This window comes from Halalkalibacter suaedae (assembly GCF_017939705.1).
Taxonomy (GTDB): Bacteria; Bacillota; Bacilli; order Bacillales; family Bacillaceae_D; genus Halalkalibacter; species Halalkalibacter suaedae.
The window spans coordinates 38,690-63,247 of the sequence record NZ_JAGKSQ010000002.1; the positions used below are offsets into that span (position 1 = coordinate 38,690).

At 40.1% G+C, this 24,558-nt stretch carries 29 protein-coding genes; 27 read left to right on the forward strand and 2 right to left on the reverse strand.

What is annotated here, in order from left to right; all coding sequences use genetic code 11:
• Nucleotides 1-12: 12 nt before the first annotated feature.
• The 26 genes from J7W16_RS04210 to J7W16_RS04335 all read left to right on the forward strand — a co-directional run bounded on the left by J7W16_RS04210 (nucleotide 13) and on the right by J7W16_RS04335 (nucleotide 23,144).
• On the forward strand, nucleotides 13-291 hold the full coding sequence (locus J7W16_RS04210) for a hypothetical protein (RefSeq protein WP_210595976.1): 279 nt from the start codon (nucleotides 13-15) through the stop codon (nucleotides 289-291).
• Nucleotides 292-398: 107 nt separating this feature from the next.
• On the forward strand, nucleotides 399-683 hold the full coding sequence (locus J7W16_RS04215) for a hypothetical protein (protein ID WP_210595977.1): 285 nt from the start codon (nucleotides 399-401) through the stop codon (nucleotides 681-683).
• Between the two features lie 98 nt (nucleotides 684-781).
• Nucleotides 782-1,606: a phage terminase small subunit gene (gene terS / locus J7W16_RS04220; protein WP_210595978.1), complete on the forward strand. Its 825-nt coding sequence runs from the start codon at nucleotides 782-784 to the stop codon at nucleotides 1,604-1,606.
• Entirely contained in the window at nucleotides 1,587-2,870 is a 1,284-nt protein-coding gene (locus tag J7W16_RS04225; protein ID WP_210595979.1) for a PBSX family phage terminase large subunit, read from the forward strand. Before terS ends, J7W16_RS04225 begins: the two co-directional genes overlap by 20 nt.
• 16 nt (nucleotides 2,871-2,886) lie before the next feature.
• Complete coding sequence (locus tag J7W16_RS04230; RefSeq protein WP_210595980.1) at nucleotides 2,887-3,372, forward strand: hypothetical protein; 486 nt, start codon at nucleotides 2,887-2,889, stop codon at nucleotides 3,370-3,372.
• Complete coding sequence (locus tag J7W16_RS04235; RefSeq protein ID WP_210595981.1) at nucleotides 3,332-4,939, forward strand: hypothetical protein; 1,608 nt, start codon at nucleotides 3,332-3,334, stop codon at nucleotides 4,937-4,939. Before J7W16_RS04230 ends, J7W16_RS04235 begins: the two co-directional genes overlap by 41 nt.
• Complete coding sequence (locus tag J7W16_RS04240; protein WP_210595982.1) at nucleotides 4,932-6,038, forward strand: phage minor capsid protein; 1,107 nt, start codon at nucleotides 4,932-4,934, stop codon at nucleotides 6,036-6,038. The genes J7W16_RS04235 and J7W16_RS04240 overlap by 8 nt, the downstream gene beginning before the upstream one ends.
• Before the next feature lie 89 nt (nucleotides 6,039-6,127).
• Complete coding sequence (locus J7W16_RS04245) at nucleotides 6,128-6,898, forward strand: hypothetical protein (RefSeq protein ID WP_210595983.1); 771 nt, start codon at nucleotides 6,128-6,130, stop codon at nucleotides 6,896-6,898.
• Complete coding sequence (locus J7W16_RS04250; RefSeq protein ID WP_210595984.1) at nucleotides 6,898-7,275, forward strand: hypothetical protein; 378 nt, start codon at nucleotides 6,898-6,900, stop codon at nucleotides 7,273-7,275. Before J7W16_RS04245 ends, J7W16_RS04250 begins: the two co-directional genes overlap by 1 nt.
• A gap of 27 nt (nucleotides 7,276-7,302) precedes the next feature.
• A complete protein-coding gene (locus J7W16_RS04255) occupies nucleotides 7,303-8,292 on the forward strand; it encodes a major capsid protein (RefSeq protein WP_210595985.1) in 990 nt (329 codons plus the stop codon).
• 59 nt (nucleotides 8,293-8,351) lie between these two features.
• On the forward strand, nucleotides 8,352-8,651 hold the full coding sequence (locus J7W16_RS04260; RefSeq protein WP_210595986.1) for a DUF7210 family protein: 300 nt from the start codon (nucleotides 8,352-8,354) through the stop codon (nucleotides 8,649-8,651).
• Between the two features lie 16 nt (nucleotides 8,652-8,667).
• Nucleotides 8,668-9,003 carry a hypothetical protein gene (locus J7W16_RS04265; RefSeq protein ID WP_210595987.1) on the forward strand — a complete coding sequence of 112 codons (336 nt, stop codon included), beginning with the start codon at nucleotides 8,668-8,670 and terminating at the stop codon, nucleotides 9,001-9,003.
• Nucleotides 9,000-9,335, forward strand: coding sequence for a hypothetical protein (locus J7W16_RS04270; RefSeq protein WP_210595988.1), 336 nt, complete (start codon nucleotides 9,000-9,002; stop codon nucleotides 9,333-9,335). Before J7W16_RS04265 ends, J7W16_RS04270 begins: the two co-directional genes overlap by 4 nt.
• Complete coding sequence (locus J7W16_RS04275) at nucleotides 9,328-9,816, forward strand: HK97 gp10 family phage protein (protein WP_210595989.1); 489 nt, start codon at nucleotides 9,328-9,330, stop codon at nucleotides 9,814-9,816. The genes J7W16_RS04270 and J7W16_RS04275 overlap by 8 nt, the downstream gene beginning before the upstream one ends.
• Nucleotides 9,813-10,226 carry a hypothetical protein gene (locus J7W16_RS04280; RefSeq protein WP_210595990.1) on the forward strand — a complete coding sequence of 138 codons (414 nt, stop codon included), beginning with the start codon at nucleotides 9,813-9,815 and terminating at the stop codon, nucleotides 10,224-10,226. Before J7W16_RS04275 ends, J7W16_RS04280 begins: the two co-directional genes overlap by 4 nt.
• Nucleotides 10,227-10,229: 3 nt before the next feature.
• On the forward strand, nucleotides 10,230-10,781 hold the full coding sequence (locus J7W16_RS04285) for a hypothetical protein (RefSeq protein ID WP_210595991.1): 552 nt from the start codon (nucleotides 10,230-10,232) through the stop codon (nucleotides 10,779-10,781).
• Nucleotides 10,782-10,839: 58 nt separating this feature from the next.
• Nucleotides 10,840-11,379 (forward strand): hypothetical protein, encoded by a 540-nt coding sequence (locus J7W16_RS04290; protein WP_210595992.1) that lies wholly within the window; start codon nucleotides 10,840-10,842, stop codon nucleotides 11,377-11,379.
• A gap of 77 nt (nucleotides 11,380-11,456) precedes the next feature.
• A complete protein-coding gene (locus J7W16_RS04295; protein ID WP_210595993.1) occupies nucleotides 11,457-11,711 on the forward strand; it encodes a hypothetical protein in 255 nt (84 codons plus the stop codon).
• Nucleotides 11,712-11,714: 3 nt separating this feature from the next.
• Nucleotides 11,715-15,122, forward strand: a complete 3,408-nt coding sequence (locus J7W16_RS04300; protein ID WP_210595994.1) for a phage tail tape measure protein — start codon at nucleotides 11,715-11,717, stop codon at nucleotides 15,120-15,122.
• Between the two features lie 2 nt (nucleotides 15,123-15,124).
• The gene (locus J7W16_RS04305) at nucleotides 15,125-16,546 is read left to right on the forward strand and encodes a distal tail protein Dit (protein WP_210595995.1); all 1,422 of its coding nucleotides are present in this window, start codon (nucleotides 15,125-15,127) and stop codon (nucleotides 16,544-16,546) included.
• Nucleotides 16,543-20,910 (forward strand): phage tail spike protein, encoded by a 4,368-nt coding sequence (locus tag J7W16_RS04310; RefSeq protein ID WP_210595996.1) that lies wholly within the window; start codon nucleotides 16,543-16,545, stop codon nucleotides 20,908-20,910. The genes J7W16_RS04305 and J7W16_RS04310 overlap by 4 nt, the downstream gene beginning before the upstream one ends.
• Before the next feature lie 13 nt (nucleotides 20,911-20,923).
• Nucleotides 20,924-21,352, forward strand: coding sequence for a DUF1617 family protein (locus tag J7W16_RS04315; protein ID WP_210595997.1), 429 nt, complete (start codon nucleotides 20,924-20,926; stop codon nucleotides 21,350-21,352).
• A 1-nt stretch (nucleotide 21,353) separates the two neighbouring features.
• Nucleotides 21,354-21,590: a hypothetical protein gene (locus J7W16_RS04320; protein ID WP_210595998.1), complete on the forward strand. Its 237-nt coding sequence runs from the start codon at nucleotides 21,354-21,356 to the stop codon at nucleotides 21,588-21,590.
• A gap of 36 nt (nucleotides 21,591-21,626) precedes the next feature.
• Nucleotides 21,627-21,944, forward strand: a complete 318-nt coding sequence (locus tag J7W16_RS04325) for a hypothetical protein (protein WP_210595999.1) — start codon at nucleotides 21,627-21,629, stop codon at nucleotides 21,942-21,944.
• 40 nt (nucleotides 21,945-21,984) lie between these two features.
• Nucleotides 21,985-22,170 carry a hypothetical protein gene (locus J7W16_RS04330; protein WP_210596000.1) on the forward strand — a complete coding sequence of 62 codons (186 nt, stop codon included), beginning with the start codon at nucleotides 21,985-21,987 and terminating at the stop codon, nucleotides 22,168-22,170.
• Complete coding sequence (locus J7W16_RS04335; protein WP_210596001.1) at nucleotides 22,170-23,144, forward strand: M15 family metallopeptidase; 975 nt, start codon at nucleotides 22,170-22,172, stop codon at nucleotides 23,142-23,144. The genes J7W16_RS04330 and J7W16_RS04335 overlap by 1 nt, the downstream gene beginning before the upstream one ends.
• A gap of 453 nt (nucleotides 23,145-23,597) precedes the next feature.
• Here the strand turns inward: J7W16_RS04335 and J7W16_RS04340 are convergent, their stop codons facing one another.
• Complete coding sequence (locus J7W16_RS04340) at nucleotides 23,598-23,954, reverse strand: YhjD family protein (protein WP_210596002.1); 357 nt, start codon at nucleotides 23,952-23,954, stop codon at nucleotides 23,598-23,600.
• Nucleotides 23,955-23,965: 11 nt separating this feature from the next.
• On the reverse strand, nucleotides 23,966-24,133 hold the full coding sequence (locus tag J7W16_RS04345) for a hypothetical protein (RefSeq protein WP_210596003.1): 168 nt from the start codon (nucleotides 24,131-24,133) through the stop codon (nucleotides 23,966-23,968).
• Nucleotides 24,134-24,244: 111 nt separating this feature from the next.
• On the opposite strand from J7W16_RS04345, the gene J7W16_RS04350 reads away from it, so the two are divergent.
• A complete protein-coding gene (locus J7W16_RS04350) occupies nucleotides 24,245-24,463 on the forward strand; it encodes a LexA family protein (protein WP_210596004.1) in 219 nt (72 codons plus the stop codon).
• Nucleotides 24,464-24,558: the final 95 nt, after the last annotated feature.

Here is a 24,558-nt window from a genome sequence, read left to right on the forward strand (position 1 = left end):
AGGAGGGAAAACATGAAAAGAAAAATAAAGGGCATATACAAAAGAGTTTACTTGGCAATTCTAGGATTATTTTTAATAGGTCTTATGTTAGTTTGTATTGTATCTTTAACATTCGAACAGTTGTTATTGGATCCGAAAATTATTAATGGGATCACCTTACTAATGGTAGTTCTTTCACTCCCGAATTTATCAGACCAGCTATTAAGTGAATTCTCAGAGAGAAAAAAGAAAATCACCTGCAAATGTCCTAATTGCAAACATTTAATTAAGATGGAGTTTACGGAAGAGTAATTTTGTCGTACGAATGCCACTTATTAATAGTTAAGTAAGAAAATGAACTAATATTATTTATCTATCATTTAATTAAGTTATAATTTAATAAGAGGGGGGGGGAGAATTTGTTTAATACAAAATTTGAGGGATCTATTTGCTATGAGGTTAAAACATATCGTTATGTTACTGCTGGTAGAACTATGGCTGAATTTGAGATCTTACTATTCGAAGATGGTAAAATCGGTAGTCAAGGTAATTTAAATGGTAGTAATGAAGGGTTTTCACCTGCTAAAGTTTATTTAACAGTAGATGATGCTGTGCAAGAAATGATTAATGAAATTGAAAAAAGAATAGCCAACGATCCTTGGGTTCAGCAAACCGAAAAGCTCTCTAAAAGAGATAATTACTAGAGGGTTAATACTAAGACTATCAATTATTGGTAGTCTTTTTTTATTTTCTCCAAAACAAACACAACTATAGGAACGCTGGAGGTGGGTGATGATGTAGCATGGCTAGAGCGAGAAGTCCTAACCGTGATAGAGCTTTTAAAATATGGGAAGAGAGTAAGGGTACCGCTAAGTTGAAGGATATAGCAGCTGAGCTTGGTTGCTCTCCTTCCCAAGTTCGAAAGTGGAAGAATCAAGATGAATGGGATGCTCAATTAAAAGGTAACGTTACTATTGATAATGGTAACGTTACTAATCAACATAAGAAGAAAGGAGCCCCAAAACATAATAAAAATGCCGTAGGTAATAACGGAGGATCAGCCCCAAAAGGGAATTCCAATGCTGTGACCCATGGATTTTTTCGTACCATTTTCCCTGAAGATGAAGAGACCATGCAAATTGTCGAGGCAATTCAGCAGAAGTCACCAGTTGATATGATTTGGGAAAACATCGTCATTAAATATACTGCAATAGCCAGAGCTCAGAAATTGATGTTCGTTAAAAACCAAGATGATACTACTCGTGAAATTAAGAAGATGAAGGGTCTTGCATATGATCCGGAGACTGAGCAGAGAGAACCAGAAGAAATTGAGTACGAACTCCAATTTGCATGGGACAAACATGCTACATTTTTAAATGCTCAGTCAAGGGCGATGGGGGAACTTCGGTCTTTGATTAAAGATTTTCTTGTCTTTAGCGGTCAGGATGACATGCGTCGTGCTCAATTAGAAAAGATGCAGCATGATATGAAAATTCAATCAGAGCAATTGGCAATCGTTAAAGCCAAACATGGTGGAGACGAGGAAGAGTACGAAGACGATGGTTTTCTAGAAGCGTTAGATGGCAAGACAAAAGAGGTGTGGGCTGATGAAAAAGAAGAAACGTAAGCCAGCTCCCTTTAAGTTTAAACCGTTTTCTAAGAAACAGATTAAAGTCCTTACATGGTGGAACAAACAATCTCCCCATAAGGATAAGGATGGCATCATCTGTGATGGTTCCGTTCGGGCAGGTAAAACGGTAGTCATGTCACTATCGTTCGTAATGTGGGCGATGGAGACGTTTGATCAAGAGAATCTAGGTATGGCCGGAAAAACGATTGGTTCATTTCGTCGTAATGTGCTTACTCCATTAAAGAGGATGCTCAAAGCTCGTGGTTATCGAGTGAAGGACCACCGTGCTGATAATATGGTGTCGATCACAAAGAATGGTATCACCAATTATTTTTATATTTTTGGTGGTAAGGATGAATCGTCCCAGGATTTGATCCAAGGGATCACACTTGCCGGCATGTTTTTCGATGAAGCTGCTCTGATGCCTGAATCATTTGTAAACCAGGCTACAGCTCGATGTTCTGTTGATGGTTCAAAACTCTGGTATAACTGTAATCCCGCTGGACCATTCCACTGGTTTAAGCTTGAGTACATCGATAAATTAAAAGAAAAAAACTACGTTCATCTCCATTTCACGATGGATGACAACTTGTCACTTTCTGAACGGATTAAGGCACGTTATAAGCGTATGTACTCAGGTGTTTTCTACCAGAGGTATATTCTTGGTCTATGGGTACTTGCTGAAGGCATTATTTACGACATGTTTGATAAGGATGTTCATATAAAGCCAACCATAGAGCGACCTTACACGGAGTATTATGTAGCTATTGACCATGGAACACAGAACCCTACGGCATTTGGATTATGGGGAAAACACAAACATACCTGGTACAAAACGAAAGAATATCACTATGATGGTCGTAAACAAGGGAAACAAAAGACTGACGTCGAGTACAGTAACGATCTCCAAGCTTTTGTAGGTCATATTCGAGTCAAAGGCGTTATCGTGGATCCCTCTGCTGGCAGTTTAAAGGCACAGCTAAAACAAGATCGCTTTAATGTAATTGATGCCAAGAATGATGTGTCGGATGGGATTAGCAATGTTGCCAACGCACTTAATCGGATGATAATTTTGTATAACGATTGTTGTAAAGAGACTTTTCGTGAATTTTCTTCTTACGTTTGGGATAAAAAAGCAGCTGACAAAGGCGAGGATAAACCAGTAAAACAAAATGATCACCAACTAGATTCGGATAGATATTTTGTTAACACAATTATTTTCGCACCAAGAGGAGGAATAAGCGGAACTTCTGGCTGGTAGAGAAAGGAGCTAGTCGATGGATCTCGTACCCAAAAGAAAGGGGCAATATCGATTTCGTGAGTTACTTCCAAACGGACAATATATGCATCTCTATTTTACTAGGTATCGTAGTAACAACGAAAATGTTTCTTTCGAGTGGCAAGTAACGTTAGTTATTTTGGATAATCCCCAAAGACGAAGTGCGAATTTGTGGTTCAAAAAAAACAAAAGGGCTCGATCAACCGGTGATGGCAGTTTAACCGGTATGATTCGAGCCCTTTATCATATCCTCGAATTTAGAAGTGCATTGAATATGAACGAAGAGATATTTGTAGCCTTTGAGGATCAGAAAAGATGCAGGGCGTATAGGTGGTTGCTGAGGCATGAATTCCAGGAATGCATACAACATGACACAGATAGGATGATCGGCTATGTATCAAGAAACCCAGCAATTTGGGAGTATGTGAAGGAGGTGAACGAACATGACAATCAAGTGGACGAAATGGAACCGAGAGGAAATTAAAAAGATTCATGGCCAAGTCTATTTCTATCGTGATTTGTATGAAGGAGATCATTCTAACCTCTTTGAAAGAGCAAAATCGTTAATAGATAAAGGTGAAATCATTGATTCCATTATTCAAGGAAACCAAAGGGCTCAAAACGTACGGACTCCATATCTCATAGCGAACATTTCAAAGTTGATTCCAGAGATACCAGCTATGCTCGTAGCCCGTTCTATAGGTTCTGTAACATCATCAATCAACTCAACGCCAGAACAGAATAAAGAGGCTAACAAAGAAACAGATGAGATTATAGAAGGTACTGATGACGAAACGACAAACGGGGTTATCCTAAATCTCCAAAAAGAATTGGTTGAACAGATCGAGAAGAACTCGAAACTGAAATTGGAGCACTGGACGAACATCGTTCAACAGCAAGTTGACGGTGGTCTTGTCGGAGTTCCGTGGAATGATGAATTAGGACTAAGGATTGAGTTTAAGCAGCGAGATGTATATTTTCCTCACGAGGATGACTTAGGTGCTGACCTTGCTTTTGAACGCACTTTCGACGATAAAAAGTATCTTCATGTTTATCGGGAGCGGGTGGATAGCGGAGATCTTAAAGTTAAACACTTTCTGTATGAGATAAAGGAAAATGATGACTTATTGATAGTGGAAGAAGAGGAATCAGCGGAGTTACTGGGAATCGATGAAACTGAAACGCTATACGAAGGGCGTTCAAGACCTTTTATCGTCTACTGGCCAAACGAAAAGACATTCGCAAAACCGCTAGGCAAGTCGTGTTTAAGTAACCAGGAGGCTTTACAAGATGAAATCAACTGGACCTTAACTCGAAATGCAATCACATTTGAGCGTAACGGGAAGCCACGTATTGCCGTTTCCAAAGAGATTTTTGCTGCTTTACAAGACCGAGCGGAAGAACGGTACGGAGATTCTAGTAAGATTGACCACCGTGACCTTGAGATCACTACGTATGATGATAACGGTAAGGCAATGGAAGTCATTCAGATTGATATTACCAAAATTGGAGATATCCAATGGGTCCGAGATCTCATGAAAATGATGTTTATGCTTACGAAAACCTCTGAAAAGGCAGTCGATTTCTATCTGGATGGAACAGGGAGTTCTAATGCTCAATCAGGTGTGGCGAAGTTCTATGATCTCTTTATATCCATTGTTAAAGCAGAACAGATCCAAGGGGAGTATATCTACTTCCTTAAACAACTGTTCGAAAACTGTCTGTGGCTTGCTAATAAGGATGACGATTCAGTCATTATCGAAGAACCAGACGTTTCACTAAGGTCGATGATACCTATTTCACGTAAGGAAATGATCGAGGAAAATGTAATTGCTCATGGTGGAGAGGTTCAATCGTTAGAAACAACAGTAAGGAGAAATAATCCTAGTGCATCTGAAGAGTGGATTAATGAAGAGTTGGAACGCCTAGAGGAAGAGCGTGCGGAAAGAGCTAATAATAACTCGTTACCATTTAGCGGAGGTAACCTCTCCAATTTCACCGACAATAGGGATCCTTCGGGCAATCCAATAGAGGATGAGGTAGATGAATAGTAATCAGTTGATCACTTATTTCTCTACTGTTTTACAAAATATCGCTAATCAAATAGGCATCCATAACAACTGGTTGGATGATAAAGAGACTGAGAAGTTAATTGAGAGCATCTTATTTTCGCTGGATCAGTTGGGTGTTGCGGTGGAGGAAGTCTTTCCTGAAGAGTTGTTAAAAGCATATTTCGGAGGAGTTGATAAAGGGACTTCACTGCTGAGAGATGCCGGATTATCAATACCTGCAACATTAGCTTTGAATGCTAATGGCCAAATTGCCCAAGGTTTTAGTTCGAGCTATCACATGGATGCGGTGCAAGAATTGATTCGTGACTCTCTTCTTGATTTAAGAGCTGCTATCAACAGGACCAAACGGAGTTCAAAAGAAACCATTGAAGAAACAATTCAAGAGTTTAGAACAGAAGTTGCTAAAGGATTATTTGTTGGCGACAACAACAAAGGGGTAACGAAAAGAGTAATTAAAAATTTTTTTCAAAGAGGATTTACAGCTTTTAGGACGACCGATGGTAAAAATTTACCCTTGGATTTTTATGCGAGCACCCTTACTAGAACAAAAATGAAACAAGCGAATGTTAACGGAGCCGTGAATCGCTATAAAGAAAATGACGTCTACCTGGTTCAAATCAATGAGCATCAGCCAACTTGCCACGTTTGTGCCCAATTACAAGGTATGGTCATTAGTCTTACGGGAGAACATGAGGGTTTTTTATCCGTTAATGATTCTGGAGTATCATTACCCCCGTGGCATCCAAACTGTGAGCATTCAGTACGCCCGTTTATTATTCGTTATAAGCAAGAAGGAGAAGTCGAGAAAGCAAAAGGGCGTTGGAAAGGTTTCAACCCAGCTAAAGACGTGCGTTCAAAGGCACAACGAAAGGCATATGACAAAGAGCAAGCCATTCGTAGAAAAGCCAATGCAGAAAAGAAGATGTATGCACGCTATCAAATGGCTCTAGGTGATGAGGCCCCTAAGACAGTTGGAGCTTTTAGGAGAATGAAACGACAGAATACCATTCGTTTTCAAGAGCTTCAATCACAATATCGAAGGACGATGCGAGACGTCCGCAACAACGGCACCCAATAGGGTGTTTTTATTTTGCCCATAACCATGCCGGTGGCGTTAAACTGCATGAGCAAGGTACCTGCACCTAAGCAGAGGAAAGGAGAATTTAAATGTATAGACTTGACTTATGGTTAACGGTTTTGGTTGTAAGTTTCATTCAGAGGTTTAAAAAAAAGAACCCGCTCAAGGAAAAGGATTCGCATCGACTCAAAATGAATCTACAATATTTTGCGGAACCGGATGACGAAGACGATCTGGACGATGATGACGATGATCCAGAAGGTGGCGATCCGACCGAACCGGATTTGGATGAATTGCTGAAAGATCGGAAGTTCAAAAAGCAATATAACGCTAAATTAAAGGAACACATGGGACAGCGACTTAAAAAGTTTGAAGGCGTTGATCCAGTGGAGTATCGCCGACTCAAAGAACAGGCAGAGAAAAAGCCCGGTAACAAAGATGAGGATCAAGATGACGATCTTGAAAAACTTAAATCTAAGCTAACCGAAAAAGAAAAACGCCTCCTTCGTGCGGAACGAAGAGAAAAGACTGCAATGGTCAAAGAGTTTGCAGTCGAAAACGGTCATAATCCAAGGTTGTTAGCTCGTTTAATTAATGTCGATGACATTGAAATGTCTGAGGATGGTGAACCAGAAAACTTAGAAGACTTGTTCGAAGAAATCGAAGAAGATTTTCCTGAGTACTTTGGCCAAACAGACGATGATGACGAAGATGAAGACGAGGAACCGAAGCGTAAGAAGAAAGCGGGCACCTACAAGCCGGGTTCGCGTCAGAAGAACAACGATAAAACAAAGAAAGCAGATCGTCGTTCATTAGGTGCAGAACGTGCAGCTAAGCGACATAAGAAGGAGGATAAATAATGAACTTGCAACCACGTAAAGAAACGATAGTTGGTCAGAAAGAGTTTATGCGTAACGCACAGGGCATGCAAGTAAAAACCGGGGGTGCGACATTGTTGGCAACCGATTTTACTACAGGTGAATATGTAAAAGCCGGTACTGCAGTGTATAAGGACGATGCTACGGGTCTGTATCGTCGCTGGTTGGTAGATGGAGCAACACCAACTCCTGATACTGCAAAAGGAGCGGGTTTGACGATGAATGATGTGAAGATCGTTGAAGGACAAAATCCAGTTGTGGGTGTGTTAGCAGCTGGGCATCCTGTTGAATCAAAGTGCACAGGTGTGAACACAGCGTTCAAAACGGCAACAAAAGGCCGTATTGTTTTCGATATTTAATTACGATTATTAGGAGGATGACTATATATGTTGCATTTAGATGAATTTCAAGGCGAAGAATTTCAGGGGTATGTAGAGAACGTACCTCTTTCAAAAGAGTACGTATTACGTGCTTTCTTACCAAATCAACCAACGAAGGATATCAACTTTGCTTACAATGTTGTTAACGGTAAGTATGCACAAGCAGCGTCAATCACAGGCTTTAATGCTTCAGCTCCTTTACGTGATACAAAGAGCCTTGAAAAGCATTTCGGATCAGTTGCAAAGGTTCAACATGGCTTCCGTTTAGATGAAGAGCAACTTCTTCGTTTCAACCGTCCGCGTGACGACGAAGAAAAGGATATGGCTGTCGATTACGTATACCAGGAAACAGATGACCTTATTGCTGGGGTTTACGACATTGAAGAATACCTACGAGCTCAAGCCTTATACAGCGGTGTTCTTCAATACGAGGATACAGAAAACGATATTCAAATTAATGTTGATTTCGGCATTCCGGCAGAGAACAAACTGACTGTAACTGTTCCTTGGTCTGATTCGACTTCGACACCTTTAACCGATATCCAAACGGCTGTAAAGCAATACCAAGAGCAAAATAAACGTAGAAAGCCGGTTGTCATGCATTTAACAAGCACGACTGAAGCTCACCTTCTACAAAACGAGCAGATTAAGGGACAAGTATACGGTAATCCGACTGATAAGCGTTTGCTTACAAAGGCTGACCTTGCAAATGTATTTGTTGCATTAGGATTACCACCGTACGCAATCAATAACGATGTTGTAGATGTGTATGGACAAGGCGAAGTTCAGCTGCTTGAAGATAACAAGGTAGTCTTTTTAGGTGCTGATCTTGGTAATACGTACCTTGGACCTACAGTGGAGAAAAACTATGAGTCTGGTATCTATGTTGTTCCAGAGATCAAAGAATCCAATCCACCAGGTCAATCTGTCTTTGTAGGTGAAACTGTATTTCCTGCACTTAAGCGACCAAAATCTATTGTTATCTTGAGTGTTTGATAGGTAGAACCTTTACGGTTCTGCCTTTTTACTTTAAAAATTAAGAGGAGGGCACACACATGCCAAAGTTTATTGCAAAATCTTATTTAACTCATAAAGGAAACATTGTTCAACCTGGAAACGAAATTGAGCTGACAGAAGCTCAAGCTAAACGGCTTGGAGAAAAAGTTGAGCCTGTTGGAGCTGAAGGCACACAACAACCTAGTAATGCTGAAAAGAAGGGATTGGACAAGGAAGCTGAATTTAAAAAGCTAACAGCTGACGAGCAAAAGCAAATCATCTCTGACCTCGGTGGAGATCTAAACGAACTTTCAAACGAGGATAAGCGTGTCGCCTTCTATCTTGAAAACCAACAATAAGGTTGGGTGATGTAGCATGGATTTCATATCCGTAAATAGTTACCTCGATAAATTACATGGCAATGAGCTTTACACGGCACTTAGTCAGGAGAACAAGGAGAAGATCATCTTTAGTGCCACAGAGTTACTATTAGACAACTTCAAAATGTCTCGGTTAAGTGATCGAGCTATTGCGATACAGGTTCTGTTTATGCTTGAGGGTGATGATGAAGAATTCTCTAAGTATAAACGCCAAGGAGTTAAATCCTTCTCGACCAAAGGGGTATCGGTTTCCTTTGAAGGAGGCATGATTTCACCTGAAGTCTTTAAAATCGTGCGATCAAGCACGAGTCCATTAGGGAGGCTTATATGAAACCCCCTATGAAGCAAAACGTTACTCTTAAGAGTCCTGTGATACAGGGTGGAACTATTGTAAAGAATGAGTTTTCTCGCCCTATATTGAAAGACTCTAATCAGCGTGCTCGAGTTCAACGCTCTACCAAACTTGTACAGGGCAAAGATGGACAACGCTACGAGTCAAAGCTTGAAGTCGACCTTCCGCCAGATGTTCAAGTTGGTTATGACTCATTCATCTCGTATACGGATTCATTCGGGATAGAAACAGAGGGAAAGGTCATCTCTGTAAGCGAATCAACCAATCTTTCGGGATCGAAAGTGTACTTTAGGACGGTCCACGTTGGGTAAGGACTTGTTTTTTAATATTGAGTGGGAAGGGCTCGAAGAATTAGACGAAGAGTTCGCCAAAATGGAGAGTCGTTTTCGGGAGATTCTTGTTGAAGAATATACCCAATACGGATTACTGGTGGAAGAAGGTGCTAAGTCTCTAGTTCATCATGATCAAGGTGATTTAGAAGATTCCATTCACTTTAATAAAGCCGAGGTTACTGGGGATGAGGTCATTGTTCAGGGCGGATCTAATCTTAAGTACGCATTGAAGCGTCACGAAGCTCCCTATCGAATGGGTGTTCATGATAAATATGACAATGGTGCTAAGTTTCCAAACTACTATGTCGGTGGTAGGGGACGAGGGACCCACGCCAAACCTAGTTGGCGTGGATATAAACCAGGTCGTAAGTATTTAGAAAATGCTATAAAAGCAACTGAGAAGGACTTCGACAAGATGAATACACGAATTCTGAAAAGGACGTATGGTGATAAGAAATGATCCAACAGTACCTTAAAAACGAATTATCCGAGTTACTCCCGCAGCTGGAATGGTCAGAAGACTTTTACAGCTCGCAGGACAACACTGGAACGGTTTATTCAGAAGGTGGTACGCCACCATCTTACGAATCAGGGGTTTTAAGGCCTGATTATATGGTTTACATCAGATCGAGCGACTTCAAACGATCTAGAGATGCAGCGTTGCAAGTTTACAAGCATTTTCATCTGCGTTCTAACATGATTGTAATGGTGGAGGAAAAAGATGAACTTGGTACGGTTATTAGAGCAACCAAGTATCGTATTCTGCTGGTTACAGCCACAACATTGCCGTTACGAATAGGTGTCGAAAATGACATCATGGAGTATTCAATCAATTTCAATGTCCAATTACAGTATTGGGAAGGAGAATAAAATATGGATTTACAGATTCCGTTTGGATTAGCTGATATTACAGTCGGTGAAGGTGCAGACGCTATTAAGTTTGATGGTAAAACAGATTTTCAGGCAGACGGAGGAGAGCTAACACTCACCCCAATTTTTCAAGATATTAATATAGCCGATTTTGGTGAAACCGTTTATGACCGTCGTATTACAGGGCATGAGGGCACACTTACAATTGTTGCTGCTGAGGACAAGGTAAATATACTACAGCTTGCATTAAGTTCAGCTGAAGCGATTACGGATTCGGTTTCTGGTGATGTTACGGGGTTAATGGATGGTAAAATGGGGACGTCTATGCGGACAAGGGGGAAAAAAGTAACTATTCATCCCCGAGTTATGGGTACAGAGACGTCGGCTGATATCGTAATCTATAAAATGGCTTCTGATGGTGATTTTACCCGTTCGTTTGCAAACGAACAAGGCAATATAGAAATTACAATGTCTATGTATCCGAGAGATGGAATGGATGCTTCTAAACCAGGAAACTTCTACTACATTGGTGGAACCGATCCGAATGTAGCTTAATAAATACATTGATTGAGGAGGGCATACAGCTCTCCTTTTTTATTTGAGGAGGAAATGAATGGGCACAACAATTAATTTGAAAATAAAGGACGAAAAGGAAAGCATTATTAAAAGTATTTCACACGAAATTGAAGATATAGATCTTGGACAGTTCCAAGAAATGATGAAGGTTATTAACGAGATTTTAAAGGGATTACAAGAAGACCCAGCACTAAAAGATTTGTTCTCTAGCTTGTTTCAAGAAGACCAAGTTGATCCAGAAGACCCTACTAGCACAGAAGAAAAGAAAAAAGAAACTGAGGGATTGGACTTTGTTGATAAGAAATTTCTATCTAATTTAATCAACTCATTTGAACCTTTACTGGTTCATATGCCAGATAAGGCCATTAAGCTTTTATCCATTTTAAGCGGGATTTCTTTGCAGGTATTAAAAAAGCAAAAGTTATTCGTCGTTCTAGATATCTATGAAGCTGTAATTGAAGAGAATGATCTGGAACGGTTGGTAAATCGCATAAAAAAGTCTTTAGTCGCAACTCGTACAAAAATGGCGTTCATGAATTTCGGAAAGAGGAAGAGTTCAGCGATCGCACCAGCATAAAAGAGGCATTCATCTTTAAACTTTCTTCTATTCTTGGGGGGAGAAATGAGGTTATCCAGTTAAAAGCAGTAGAAGCTTTGAAATACATGGATATGGCTTTAACCAAGGAAGAGAACCAAGCTGAGAAAGAAAGATATTTGATATGGATGCAGTATCTAACACAAATATACTCGCAACGTCCACAGGAGAAAGAGCCACCTCAACTCAAACAAGCTCGAAAAGACTTCGTTCAAGCTATCAAACCAATGGATAAATCGAAGCCTAAAGAAAAGGTTTACCAATGGGATTTCGAGCGTTTGAAGAAGCTCCAACAGCAACAGAAGGGAGGTTGATGAATGTCTAATACAATTAGAGAGTTGCGAACGCAGTTCACCGCTACAGCTAAGGGGTTTACAACCACACTTAAGAACGTTCGAAAAGAATTGTCTAGGATTGGACCAGATACAGAGAAAGCTGTTGATGAAGCCCAAAAGAGCTATGAAGATCTACAAAAGTCTAGCAAAAAGCTTCAAAAAACAATTGAAGAAACGGGTAATCCGGCTGCTTTTGAAAAATTAAGTAAATCCATTAAAGATTCTGAAGATCAGTTCCGTCAAACGGGTAAGGTTAGTCAAAAGACCATGCACGATTTACAAGAGGCACTTTTAGATTCACGTAAGGACTTTAAAAAACTTTCAAACGACGGTACTGATTCCTTAAAAGACATCGAAAAAACTATTGATGGGGTAAGTGATAGTTTAAAAGATGTCAACAAAGATTTGGTTGGTACAAATGAGAGTGTTACAGATGTCGGAGACAAGAAAAACAAGGATGGAATCAGCTCAATAGGAGATGCTTTTAACTCAGTTAATGGAAAAGTCTTACTTGTTACTGGTGCTCTAGCTGGCGTAGCCTTAGGAATCGGTGCATTTATTAAACAAGGCGACGAACTAAACCAGGCAATGAATAACTTGCAGGTAGAAACGGGTGCTACCGATGAAGAGATGAAGGGGTTAGAGTCCTCCCTTATCAATATCTATCGTAACAACTATGGTGAATCGTTTGAGGATATTGCCTCATCAATGGCAGTCGTTAAGCAAGCAACGGGATTGACTGGTGAAGCATTGGAGTCTTTGACGACTAAAGCGATACTTCTCAAAGACTCATTCGGATATGAAGTTAATGAAAGTGTAAGAGTTGCGGATACCATGATGCGTAATTTCGGAATTACGGGGGATGAAGCTTTCACCCTTATCGCTCAGGGAAGACAAAAGGGTCTAGATAAGCACGGGGATATGTTGGATAGTTTCAACGAGTACTCGGTTTATTTCAAACAACTAGGTTTTGACGCCGAAGGGATGTGGGATATCTTCAAGGCTGGTGCTGATGGTGGTGCATTTAATATCGATAAAGTCGGTGATGCCATAAAGGAGTTTGGTATTCGCGTTAAAGATGGCTCAAAGGCATCTGGTGAAGCGTTTGAGCTTTTAGGTCTGGATGCAAGCAAAATGGAAAAGCGTTTTGCGAAGGGCGGAGAAACGGCTCAGTTAGCCTTACAAGAAGTGTTTCGGAAACTTGGTGAAATGGAAGATCCACTTGAACGCAATACAGCCGGTGTCGGTCTTTTTGGTACCATGTTCGAAGATCTTGAGCACGAAGCTGTTATTTCTTTAGGGAATGTGAATGAAATGGCCAACATGACCGGAGATACCCTTCAAAAAATGGATGAAGTAAAATACGATTCGTTTGGAGAAGCGATATCAGGTATAGGTAGAATGCTACAAGCAAATCTATTAATACCTCTAGAACAAAAAGCCATGCCGGCATTAAATAATTTTATTAATGGAGCTAAGGATGGACTTAGTGCTCTTTTTTCATTGTTTAGTGACAATGATGAAGATGGGTCTTCACTGCTTTCTTCATTGGGCCTCTCTCCAGGACAAGTGCAGCAGATCAGTTTGGCCATCAATAGTATACAAGTTTGGCTTAACCGCATTAAAGACTATGCAATCTCCGGATTTACCCAGATGAAAGAAGCTATCATTGAAATATGGGAGTGGCTATGGCCTTATCTTCAACCTTTTTTAATGGACTTCATTTCCTTCTATAAAGGCATAGTCAAACAGATATTGGACTTCTGGAATAATAATGGCCAACAGTTTGTCGATGCGGTTGTAAATGCATTTAATACGATATGGGCAATTGTGAAATTTACGATGCCAGCAGTAATGGCTATTATTGAAACGGTTTGGGGAGCCATCAAAAACATTATCCAGGGTGCTGTGAATGTCATTATGGGATTGGTTAAAGTCTTCATAGGTATATTCACTGGCGACTTTAAAAAAATGTGGGAAGGTCTTAAACAGACATTCTTAGGAGCCATTCAGCTGATTTGGGGTTGGATCAATCTGACCTTTTTTGGACGAATCTTTCAAGGTGCTAAAGCATTCATTCTCGGTTTTAAAAATGTGTTTATAGCTCTATGGAAAGCTCTTGTCTCTTTATTTAAAGGGAATATCAAGGCGATAGTCTCGAACTTAAAAAACGCTTGGACAACTGCGTCTACAACAACTAAAAACCTATTTAATGGGATTTGGAATTTCCTTAAAACAACTTGGGCTAATATCAAATCCATTGTGTCCGGTTCAGTCAAATTTGTTAAAAACACCATATCTACTGGATTTAATGCGGTTAAGAATACAGCGACATCTATTTTTAGAACGATCTACGACACGATTAAAGGACGATTTAATGACATCGTAAATCGTGCGAAAGAATTGCCGAAGAAGATTGGCGACGGTATCGGTAAAATGGCTGGTAAAGTAAAAAGCGGTCTTACGTCAGTCATAAATACAATGGCCAAAACCTTAGGTAAAGGGGTTAATGGAATTATTGGAGGCGTAAACTGGGTTCTTGGTAAAGTCGGCATTGGAGGAATACCTCAATGGAATGTACCACAATATGCAAAAGGTACCGACGATCACCCTGGGGGACCTGCTATTGTAGGTGAGAAAGGAAGAGAACTTGCCTATGTACCAGGTGTTGGATACGTCATGCTCGGGCAAGAAGGTGCCGAGTTTTTAAACCTTCCAGAAGGCACGTCGGTCATGCCAAACAAAATGACTGAGAAAGTACTTGACGGAATTTATCCAGCTTATTCTTCAGGTATTGGATTCTTGCGTGATGCTTGGGTCAATTCTAGGGGGATGGCCGGAAGAGCTCTTAAAGGAGCTAGTAAAGTTAAAGAAAATGTATCTGGTTTTGCTAAGAAGGCTATGGAAATTCTTTCAAATCCACTAGGGTCTTTCAAAGATGCCCTTTCGCGTTACGGAGCAAAAGCTCCTGTCTTTCCGGGGATGCTAAAAAGCTTTGGAGAGAGTATCTTTAGACGTGTAAACAACGGATTTCTAAGCCACTTCAAAGATAAGTTGAAGGACATTGCGGGTTATGCTGATGGTGGCATAGTCAATACACCTGAACTGGCTTGGATAGCAGAAGGTGGTTGGGCTGAGAGTATCATCTCACACGATCCATCTAAAAGAACTAGCCAAGAAGCAATTTGGAGGCAAACAGGAGATGCTTTAGGATTTGGAGAAAAAGACGTGTCAGTTGTTGATATATTGATGAGGATTTATGACGTCTTGGAATCTGGTTTTGACGGTATACCAAAGGAATTAACCCTCTTAATGAAAGATAGAGAGATTGGTAAATTACTAGAGCCTATCATATCAGAAATTCAGAATAGAAAAGGAAGGGGGCGTTAACGGTGAATAGTCTTACATTTAATTCTCATCGAAAATCATATGTTATCGTTCTTGAAAAAAGGCACCCCTTCAGCTCAGGAAAAAGAAGAGAACTAATTAGACTTAAAGGTAAATCGAGGGCACTGATGTCAAGATCCGAATCGGAGCCTTTAATCATTTCAGTTATTTTACTGATCGATGGTAATGACCCAGTAGATTTGAAGCGGAAAGCAGAAGACCTAGTGGATTGGCTTAGCGTTGATCACGATGTTCCTCTGATATTTGATGATGATCCAGAACGAACATATTTTGCAGTAGTTGAAGGAGAAATTGATCCAGAGGTGCATGTCACTTTCGCTAAAGTAACAATTAATTTTTTGTGTGCAGACCCATGTAAGTATGGTTCACGAAAGGAATTAGCTATTACTGATGCAAGTGCACCAGTAATATTGCAAAGCACAGGTACGGCCCCAACTCCTCCAACATTCAACGTCACATTGAAGGGGCCAACTGAGTTCCTAGACATCGTTGGTGATGAGGACTACATGAGAATTGGTAGCCCATCAAAAGTAGATGAAACGCCTTTTCAGAAAAAAGAGACCATAAAAAGTCTAAGGGGATCATTGGTTGGATGGACAAGTGCGCTTTTTACACCTGATGGTGGAGTGAAAACAGGCGAATTTGGTCTTGCTAGTCAAGATTATGTTGCGACATCATACGGAACAGGAAGTACTTGGCATGGTCCTGCTTTGGCTCAATCAGTTGGTAGTGTGGAAGATGATTATCTAGTACGTGCCTATTTTAACGTAGGAAGTAATAACGGATCTCGAACAAGGGCAGAGGTCTACTTGTTAGATGAAGCTGGATTAATCATAGGAAAGTTAGCTGCAGTAGTTCGACGTGCTTCGGGTGAAGTGGATATTGAAATTAATATTAGGAATGGTTCAGATAGTCACTTCTTTGTATCTGACAAGTGGAACTATAAAGAATTCTTTGGTTACATCGATATTCAAAAAGAGGGAAATGTTTTTATTGCTACAGCTGCCCAACAGGGATTTAATGAAAATGGTGAGCTTTATACAAGGAATAAAAAGACATATCTCTTTAATGATTTAAATAACCAATATCAAAAACCATTAGCTGCAGTAGGGATGCATATTGGTTCACATGGTAGTCATCCCTTTCCAACACAGTCACGTATTCGCCGCATCGATGTCCAGCGGATTAATGATCAACCCAACGGAATAGAGTACATTGGTCAAACAGGTGATGTCTTTCGTTTCGATCATGGCCAAGAAGCGATCTATAAAAATGATGAGTTGTTCATGAGGAAGGACTTTGGTGCACGATTCTTCCACTTAAAAAAAGGAGATAACGTCCTTTTCTTAAGTCCCACTAATGTAATCCAGGAATTTAAAGCAGAATGGAGGGAGCGCTATAAATGATCAATGTACTGCATCATCAAACGGATGAGATTATTGGTTGGATCAATGAAGTTATTGAAGATAGTCATAAGAATGATCTCGAAAATACGGAGACTTATGATTTTGAAGTCTCTACACTAACTAATCATGTTGATAAGATTGACAAGCGTTCTCGTCTGCTTATACCTGGGGAGGATGGGGATTATCACGAGTTTATCGTCAATGAGACTGTGGAGCTTACTGAGATCAATGTAAAAGAGGTCTATGCGATTGGTTCCCATCAAGAGTTAGATAAGCTCAAAATTATCGCTCCTGAGACTCGTGAAGGGGAAACGGTAAAAAGTGCTGGTCAGTTTGTCTTAGACGGAATTGATGATTGGCAACTTGGTGTTGTCGAATACAGTGGGATTCATAGTTGGACGATAGAACGTTACATTGGAGCATGGGAAGCACTGAAAGCTATTGCTAGCCTCTTTGAATGCGAGCTTCGTTTTCGCATTGTGGTAAATGGTGATCATGTAACAGGTCGGTATGTAGACTTTGTGAAACGTCGTGGGTTGAACCGTGGGAGAGAGATTCGCTTTGGTAAGGATTTAGTAGGAATTAAACGTAGAATCCTTTCTGAACGTATCGTGACAGCTTTGTATTGTATAGGTCCAGAACAACAGGATGGCACTCGTTTAACGACAACTATAACCAATGATACAGCTTACCAGAATTGGAATCGTAAAGGTGAACATCTTATTGAGTTGTATGAGCCAGAATCAAGCGATACTGAGATGACCCTTGATCGACTTACACAACTTGGTGATACCGAATTAAAGAAGCGTATCGATGCAGCTGTTGAGTATGAGCTCGATGCCGTTTCTCTTGAACATATATTCGGCTATGAACATGAGATCACTCGTCTTGGTGATTCAGCAAAAGTAAAAGATGAACACTTTAACCCTCCAATGTATTTGGACTCGAGGGTTATTTTTGTTGATCGATCCGTTTTTGATGAGTCTCAGAAGTCCTTTAAGCTTGGTGAGGTAGTGGAGTACCAACAAGAAGATGTTGTGAGACTGTGGAAAGATTTGCAGGCTATTTATGCTACGAAGGTAGTGAAGTCCGCCACGGCACCTCAAGGGAAAGCTAACCTAGTCTGGATCCAAACAGGCGGTACCATCGATGTCGTACACACTTGGAATCCTGGTACTGGTGAGTGGGAAAAAGCAACTTCTACAACGGCTGATGAAGTGGGATCTTACGATAAAGTTACGGTTGATACCAAGGATGAAAACCTCTATCAAGATGCCACCGTCTACACGGATACTAGAGTAGAACAGGTGAAGGTTGGCTCTGAGTCTTATACAGATATTGAGTTACAAGCCCAACGAGAAGCTCTCATGCTTGAAATTGCGGAAAAGGCAGGTCTTGAATATGTTGATGGAAAGCTATTGTTAAAAGCTGATAATGCGACTGTTAATGCGTTAAAGGGACAGGTCGAAACATTGGAGAACGATATAGCCTTAAAAGCTGATGCAACTTGGGTTGATGGTCAGCTACAGACCAAGGCTGACAGTGCTAACACATACACGATGACAGAGGTTGATAATGCTCTTGATAACAAAGTTGCTATCACAACGTACACGACCGATCAGCAAGGGATTGTAACTCGTTTTCAGAGTAACGAGACACGGTTGACTCAGAATGAACAAGATATTCAACTTCGGGCCACCAAGACTCAGCTAGAACAAGTTGAGAATGACGTTGGTGCTCTTGGTGTTCGGATGAGCTCTGCTGAGACAGCTATTGACGCAAACGCTGAGCAGATCCTGTTAAGGGCGAGCAAAACAGAAGTGAACACGTTGAGTGGGGAAGTTAGTTCACTAGAAGCGACTATCCAAGTTCAGGCTAATGAGATTCAACAAAGGGTGACGAAGACGGAGTTTGATGGGCTGACAATTGGTGGTAGAAATCATATCCAAATAAATAAGTTAACAAGATACTCACCATATAATGACATTATGTCTGATGGGAATCATAGAGCAATTATAACTTATAAAGATTATTCTTCGGGATTTGTGACAATGGGTGTCTCGGGATTCGTGCCAACAAATGAAGAATATACTTTTAGTGGATATGTTAAACTCAATGGTTCAATCGTAAACCCTAGTACAATTTTTTATGGAAGAAGTGCAAGTACCTATGCAGGAAGTGTTACAAGATTTCTAACAAGGGATAATGGGTATATTGAGATAACTCAAAAGTGGAGTGGAAATAGTGGATGGATTTTACACACTCAATGGGATCCGTCTCTAGTAGCAGGGGATGTAGTGTGGATAGACAGAGTAAAGTTTGAGAAGGGAAACAAGGCTACCGAATGGACACCAGCTCCAGAGGATATTGATTCGGCTATTAATGGTCTAGGCACACGTCTCTCTACAGCTGAAAGTACGATTACTCAGCAAGCTGATTTAATTAGCCAACGTGTTACTAAAACGGCATATGAGGCAGATCAAAACAGTGTGGTGAATCGCTTAACCAGTGCTGAAAGTTTAATAAACCAACAGGCTGATCAAATACAGCAGAGAGTGACACAGACAACCTATGATTCTGGTCTATCTACAAAAGAGAATTCTGTTTTAAAGCAAAATTCTGCTCCCTCACACTCAAATGGTCGGTTATGGATGAATACGAGTGTCACGCCCAATATCCTTTATCGTTCCAATGGCTCAGCCTGGGTTAAGGTGACTCCTACCACAGCATCAGAAGTAGGAGCTTACTCGTCTACTGATGGATCGGCACTTGCCGGGAGAGTATCTACTGCAGAATCCACTATTAAACAACAAGCAGACCAAATCGAAGCAAGAGTTTCTAAGGCAGAGGTTATGGCTTGGTTGAACAGTTACTCCGTTAGATACGGTGCAGCTGTTGCCTTAACAGAGTTAGATGGTAGTGACCTGAACCCTAATTACACTTATGAGGTACAGGGTAGAACTGCTGGGACAGGTACAAATTCACTAGCTATAGCTTACTTTAAGGGTGACGGAACATCCTTCACTGTTGAGATTGCCTATCAGAGGGGGAATTCTTCTAACCACCCTCGCTTTTTCATTGCAAGTAACGGTAAGCCAGCTTTAGAAACTTGGCATTCAAACCCCTATACTGTAGACGTTAGCTTCACGAAATACCGAGGAGATATGACTAGTTTCAAAGTTTTGAGTGATGGTATCAACCTCAGAGTAGAAAAAAACGGTGTTATTGCAGCTATTAATTTAACAAGCGAAGGTACTCGTATTAGTGGTAGCAAACTTCATGTTGATGGAAACACCACCTTTTCAAATGACGTAACAATAAAAGGTACTCTATCAGGGGTAAGTGGTACGTTTAGTGGAGCGATTTCCACAAATAATTTGTTGATTTATAGTGGGGTAAGTGGCAATCAGATTACATTTGACAGTGGGGCCGTTTTAGGTAGAGCCAAATTGGGTACTATCGGCAACGTGAACTCAAGTGGAGCCATCGTTACACCGCTGTATGCTTTTATAGCTAAATCAACTTCTGGTGGATATAGTGAGTCTTTCTCTAACTTAGCTAGTTTTCAGATCTATGCTGACGTAACTAATGTAAGAGGGGATATTCGTATTGAAAAAGCATCGCCTACTCTTACACTAAGATACGGTGGATCAGTAGCTGGTAACTATCCAAAAATCACTTTTGAAACTAATAATAATCAAGACGTTCAATTGCGATTTACAGAGTTTGATGGTGATATTCCTGGTGGAGGATACGCTCTTATATTAGAGAAAACGCCGGGAAATGCTCAACAAAGTTTAGGGGCCAAGCTAATTGTTGAGGACTATTTATATGCAAAAGGTGTATCACTACACGGTGGAGTCATTGAGACATCTACAGCAGATTCATTTAATCACGCCTTTCTTAAAATGGGAACTATAGGAATTGTCGGTCTTAACGGATCAACTGTAAAAGCACAAATACGGAATGCGGCTAACACGGATTATGCGGATCTTCAGGTGAAACAAATTCAGTACCAGAGTATGTCTCAATACTCCCTTAGAGAATACAAGAAGAACATCGTTTCTGTTGAAACCTCTATGAGGGATATCGTTGAATCATTGAATTTTTATGAGTTTCATTACCTGTCAGACGAGGATCATCTCAAGAAGCATCTAGGAACCATTTACGATGAAGCACCAGATTACCTCAAAGCAGTCAATGGTGACAGCATAGACATGACAAAGCTCATGTGGTCGAATGTCAAAGCAACGAAAGAGTTGTCTCTCCAAGTCCGAGCACATGATGATGAAATTGAGATGCTAAAGATCGAGAACCAGTATTTGAAACAAAAGGTCAAATGCTTAGAACAAAAAATCGCTTAGAGGAGAGGATCACATGTTAGTGAAAATTCAAAATAAGTTTATCAAGGACGCAATAAATTTTCTTTATGATATGTCTTTGAAAGGGAAAAAGTCTCGTCATCGTACGAGGCTTATTTCTTTGCTTCAGGAAAAGATGAAACAAATTGGAGAAGAAGAAGTCATCATTATCAAAGAGTTTGCTGGTGAGGACAAGGAGGGCAACCCAAAAAAGGATGACAACGGCAACTTTGCCATTAATGATGTGAAAGCTTGCCAAGAACAGCTTAATGAGTTATGGGATGAGTTCTTTATTATTGATGGCGGTGATGCTCATGGAATGTTGAAAACGGTCAAAGAAGTTATTGAAGACTATGATGGTGAGCTCAGTGGTAGACAAGCAGAAGTATATGATCACTTGTTCGATGCGTTTGAACAACCCGAGGAGGAGAAGGAGGATGAATAGTATGTTAGAGATTCAAATTCAATCAACCAATGTTCGGTACCAGGACAATGAGGTTTCTAGTATTAATGTTCAATTTCAAGCAAGGGATCCTGAAGGGACAATTAACCTTAACGGTTACATTCCACTAAAAGCGGAAGAGTATGCCGGTAACGAATCGTTGTCGTCTTTAACCGTATTAGTGAGAACTAAGCTAATCGAACGCCTGCAAATCCAACCAACATCAACAGTTGAAGCCTAGTAGGGCTTTTTTATTTTATTCTAAGGAAGTGACGCTGTGGAATATCAAGTAGCAAGTGAAATAGCAACAAGCCAAGCTGTCTGGGCGATCCTTTGTATCGTCCTGGCAGCTTTTTATATTCGCGAAACTCGTAAAGAAAAAGCAGAAAGTGAAGCAAGATTAATTAAAATGCACGAAGAACAACGAGAAGAATCTGCCCAAAGAGAGAAGGATCTCATGGAGCATTTGAGACGGTCAAACGATAGCCAAGAAAAAACAGCTGAGACATTAGAAGGGATTCAAGTAGCGATTGCAGATATGCAGAATCAAATGGATCGAATGGAAAAAAGAATTGAGTATGTAGAGCGTAGCTGATGCTGCACTTTTTAATTATTTCATGAAGGGAGGTGTGTAAATGAAAAACAAATTCTTATCTCGTAAGTTTTTATTGGCTGTTATTACTGGTTTACTAGTTGTTGCAAACCAAGGCTTAGGTCTTAATTTGCCTGAGGAGTCTATTTTAACTGTTGCTGGTGTGGCTGTGACTTATATCGTCGGTGAGTCGGTTGTTGATGCAAAAAAGAAAGGAGAGGGTAAATAATGAATTTAAATACATTAATCGAACGAAGTCAACGCCATTTGGCGAATGTTCACTCTTACATTGCTGAGCGGGGTTTAGAAATTGTTCGTCGTTGTCACAAAGAAGGAATTTATGTTCAAATCACTCATGGCTTGCGTACCATCGCAGAACAGAACGCACTATACGCAAAAGGTCGAACTGTTCCAGGGGCAGTTGTGACTAATGCAAGAGGTGGTTATTCTTATCACAATTTCGGTTTGGCCATAGATTTTGTTGTTTTAAATTCAGACGGATCAGCTAACTGGAAAGTAGATAAACGTTGGAGAAGAATGGGAGCAATCGGTGAAGCGTTAGGTTTAGAGTGGGGTGGTAGTTGGACTAGCTTTAAAGATTATCCTCATTTTCAGCATACTTTCGGTTTAACGACTGCTCAGCTTCGTGCAGGTGTGAAGCCACCTAGTAGCAATCAACCTCTCCCGTCTTCAACCACACTTGGTAGGGGTTGCTCTCTTTATACGTGCAAGGGATCATTGGTCACTTCATTACAAAAGGACCTCATCACATTGGGTGAGAAATTACCACGGTTCGGAGCAGATGGAGACTTTGGCCAAGAAACAGAAGAGGCGACAAAAGCATTTCAGGCAAGGTACAAACTGGCTGTAGATGGGATTGCCGGTCAACAAACCCTAAATAAGATTAAAAGTTTAATTGAAGCAAATAAACCACAGTCTACACCAAAAAAGGAGGAACCATTTATGTTAGAGAAAGCAATTGTTATTAACTCATCTGCCGATTACCCTGCAGCAGAGATGGCTATGAATAAATTAGGAGCACCGGTGGTTAGTCGTACACTAGCTTCTAAACAACAAATGGCGAAGGAGCTTTTTGTAATCGGTGGTAGCAAAGACGGATTAAAAGCAGACAAGTTTACTGTTTTAAGTGGTGAAAACCGTTTTGACACTGCTCAAAAGGTTGCAAAACATATCGGTCTATAAAAACAAAATGCCCTTCGCCTTAGACGGTGAGGGGCTTTGTTTTGTGGAATTAACAAATAATTTACAGTTTCTTTATTGATGTAGTTAATTTTCCCTATTATAATGTAAGAAAAAAGGAGAAATTACCTATGTTAGATAACACTGTAAATTTCATTACAAATTATAAAGTCCCAATACTGACAGTTAATGCTTATAGATTGTTATTTGATATCGAAAACTACCTAAGAGAAATAATTACAGAAAGTCGATTCAGTAACAATATAAATTATGAGAATCTAATGTTATTTCACATGATTACTATTGTTGAGTCGTTGCCATCTACAAGTACAGCCTTTTCTAAGCAAACAATAAATCAGCTATATGGGATAATGAAAATTAGAAATAAAGTTTGTCACATGAAAGCTATCAGTGAACAGGAGTATCAAGAGCTCTATCAATGCTGGCAAACTTTATTCAGTCATTAATCATGTAATTATGAATGATGTCTCTGACGGAATTCTTTATTACTTCATTTAAGATACTCAACTCTTGTTCATAACCCCGGCACTTTACTAGATACTTTGTAAACATTCCGCTACTTTCTTTTCCATTTTCATACACTTTCAATCCAGTTTTATTCATATCTCGTTTTACTTTGTATATCTCCTTACCGATCCGTTCAATACACCCTTCGATCATCTCTGTGTAAGGCTCACTAAATTTAAATCCAGCTGCATTTACTTTTGTAAGATCCTTCTCCAGTACTTTTCTAGCCATAGGCAAATAGATAAATAATCTTGCTAGTTTCATTTCATCTGTTTTGATGTGCATAGGTCATCACCCTAGGCTTTTTCGTTTGATTTCATACTTTTGTTTAATACAGTTAGTGCAGCATCTATATTTTCTATTGTGAATTCAAAACGCTCTGTCATCTTTCCGTTCACTATAATAATAAAGTGATCATCTGTGTGAATAAGTCCGGTACTTCCTCTAGTATTTACGGTTAGCATTTTTCCACCTCTTTTTAAGTTGATTATATACGAACTAGCGTTCTATTTCAACTTGAATCAGAATGTATGTTCGTATATAATGTAATAAAAGATGAATAGAGGGTGTTTCTTATGAAGGAACTTACATTAAAGCAGAAGCAGGTCCTTACATGTATTGTGGCGTTTATAGCTAAACATAGTTTCGCACCATCTTCTAGAGAACTAGGAGCGTTATTGGAACATAGTTCTCCTTCAACCACACATCGTTATTTAGTGACGTTAAAGGAAAAGGGATATGTTGATTGGATAGAATCGAAGCCTAGAACATTACGTGTATTGAAAGGAGCTTAATTATGAGATGCTTGTTTGAAGTGAGTTTAGAAAACCGTCAACCTATACAAATAATATATATGGATGGTAACGGTTCAATCTCTCAAAGGTTTGTT